This window comes from Phyllobacterium sp. P5_D12 (assembly GCF_054049495.1).
Genome location: NZ_JBFUMG010000551.1, coordinates 1 through 2,938, shown reverse-complemented (window position 1 = coordinate 2,938; position 2,938 = coordinate 1). Strand labels below are relative to the sequence as shown.

Below are 2,938 nucleotides of genomic sequence, written 5' to 3'. Positions count from 1 at the left end.
GGTGCTCGTGGTTCGCCGAACCAGATGCGCCAGCTGGGCGGTATGCGCGGTCTGATGGCCAAGCCTTCGGGCGAAATCATCGAAACGCCGATCATTTCGAACTTCAAGGAAGGCCTGACCGTGAACGAGTACTTCAACTCGACCCACGGTGCCCGCAAGGGTCTTGCCGACACCGCCTTGAAGACGGCCAACTCTGGTTATCTGACACGCCGTCTCGTTGACGTCGCTCAGGATTGTATCGTCATTTCGGTTGATTGCGGCACGACAACGGGCCTCACGATGCAACCGATCGTCGATGCCGGTCAGGTTGTTGCGACCATCGGTCAGCGTGTTCTCGGCCGTACGGCACTTGAAGACATCCTGCATCCGGTTTCGGGTGACGTGCTTGTCAAGGGTGGCAACATCATCGATGAGTTCGATATCGATGCCATTGAAAAGGCTGGTGTTCAGTCGATTCGCATCCGTTCGGCTCTCACCTGTGAGACCCGTGGCGGCATCTGCGCCAAGTGCTACGGCCGCGATCTGGCCCGTGGTACCCCGGTCAACCAGGGTGAGGCTGTCGGCGTTATCGCTGCTCAGTCCATCGGTGAACCAGGCACGCAGTTGACGATGCGTACGTTCCACCTTGGTGGTACTGCGCAGGTGGTCGATCAGTCGTTCCTCGAAGCCAGTTATGAAGGCACGGTCCAGATCCGCAACCGCAACGTGGTGCGCAACTCGGATGGCCATCTGGTCGTCATGGGCCGCAACATGGCTGTTGTCATTGTCGATGCAACCGGCAAGGAGCGCGCAACACACCGCGTCACCTACGGTTCGCGCATCTATGTCGATGACGGCGATAATGTTAAGCGCGGCCAGCGTGTTGCCGAGTGGGATCCCTATACCCGCCCGGTCATGACGGAAGTCGAAGGTCATGTCGAATTCGAAGACATGGTCGATGGTCTTTCGGTTACGGAAACGACGGACGAGTCCACCGGTATCACGAAGCGCGTGGTTATCGACTGGCGCTCCACCCCGCGTGGTTCCGATCTGAAGCCTGCGATCGTCGTCAAGGACAAGAACGGCAAGGTTCTGAAACTGGCAAAGGGCGGCGATGCTCGCTTCCAGCTGTCAGTTGAATCGATCTTGTCGGTCGAGCCTGGTTCGCATGTGAAGGCGGGCGACGTTCTTGCCCGTATTCCGATGGAAAGCGCCAAGACCAAGGACATCACCGGTGGTCTGCCGCGCGTTGCGGAACTGTTCGAAGCACGTCGTCCGAAGGACCACGCTATCATCGCCGAAATCGATGGTACGGTTCGTTTTGGCCGCGACTACAAGAACAAGCGCCGCATCGTCATCGAGCCGAACGACGAAACCGTAGAGCCAGTCGAGTATCTGATCCCCAAGGGCAAGCCTTTCCATCTTCAGGACGGCGATGCCATTGAAAAGGGTGACTATATCCTCGACGGCAATCCTGCACCGCACGACATCCTGGCGATCAAGGGTGTGGAGGCTTTGGCTTCCTACCTCGTCAATGAAATCCAGGAAGTCTATCGTCTGCAGGGCGTTCTGATCAACGACAAGCACATTGAAGTGATTGTTCGTCAGATGCTGCAGAAGGTCGAGATCACCGAGTCGGGCGACACCGGGTTCATCTCCGGCGATCACGTCGACCGGATCGAGCTGGACGAAATTAACGAGCGTTTGGAAGAGGATGGCAAGAAGCCAGGCTACGGCACTCCGGTGCTGCTCGGCATCACCAAGGCCTCGCTCCAGACCCCGTCGTTCATCTCGGCAGCGTCCTTCCAGGAAACAACGCGCGTCCTCACGGAAGCCGCTGTTGCCGGCAAGATGGATGCTCTGCAGGGCCTCAAGGAGAACGTCATCGTTGGACGTCTGATCCCGGCAGGTACCGGCGGCACGGTCAAGCAGATCCGCCGCATTGCCGGAGCTCGCGACGAGTTGATCATCGACGAGCGCCGCAAGGAAGCCGGAGCAAGCGCCGCAAAAGCCGGCCCGATGCTGACGGACATGACAGGCCAGCCAGCCGAATAAGCTGGCAGCCAACACCAAACCAAAAGGCCGCCCCGGAGCAATCCGGGGCGGCCTTTTTCATGACAGTCTCAATCGAGCACAACTAAAGCTCCACTCGCGGTAGAAATTCTTACGCCAGAATCGGCATTTCTTGTGCAGGTTTCGGCGGTTCTTGTAGGGGATTCGAGTCTTCTCGTGCGAAAACCTTGCGGGGGCCGATTTGAGCTGTCAAAAAATCAAACCCATCGGTGCAGCGACAAATCGTGCGTCATCCGCCAAGGCTCACAGAGCTTGTGCGGCATGCCATCAGCTCAACCGTAGACTGCGTTAGACATAATTGGACGTATGACGAGAAAGCCCAATCCCTACTCGTTGAACTCGATCAGCGCCGCTTGGCCGGTGAGGGCGGTCTTCCAGGCGGAAAGGTGCGGTTCGTCTTCGGGCTCGTCGGTCAGCGTACCGATCTCCAGAAGCTCGGCTTCCTCATAGCCGGAATTGGCGAGAATCTTCAGCGCCAGTTCTACCAGCCCGTCGGCATCGTCGTTCATCAGCAGCAGGTGAACCTGGCGCGGCTCGTCGTCCTTGTCCTTCCAGACATCGGCGACGATGAGATGAACTGTTTTCGACTCGGCTGGTGATGAAGACATTGCAATGTTCCTGATTCTGCGATTTGACGTTCAGAATAGACAAATGGGCGCGCCAAGTCACCGAGCGCCACGAAATCCCTGTGCAAGATACGAAATATTGCTTGAATAAATGCTCGTCCGGCGAAACTATCTTACATTCAGGCCCGCAGGAGCCTGCAATCGCTGCAAACCTCAATAATATTGTGGCTTCAGGCTTGACGAAAGCCCGGGGACACAGTATCAGCAGCCCATCTGAGCCGATGTGAGATTGGCCGTTTCGGAGCGACACGCTCTGGAGT

1 protein-coding gene and 1 pseudogene are annotated in these 2,938 nt (G+C 57.5%); one reads left to right on the top strand and one right to left on the bottom strand.

Features of this window, described 5'->3' with window-relative positions; genetic code table 11:
- Positions 1–2,034, top strand: a pseudogene (locus ACXJ5O_RS23340) (DNA-directed RNA polymerase subunit beta'); the annotation flags it as partial.
- A gap of 344 nt (positions 2,035–2,378) precedes the next feature.
- Here ACXJ5O_RS23340 and ACXJ5O_RS23335 read toward each other — a convergent pair.
- Complete coding sequence (locus ACXJ5O_RS23335) at positions 2,379–2,660, bottom strand: hypothetical protein (RefSeq protein WP_457301987.1); 282 nt, start codon at positions 2,658–2,660, stop codon at positions 2,379–2,381.
- Positions 2,661–2,938 lie beyond the last annotated feature (278 nt).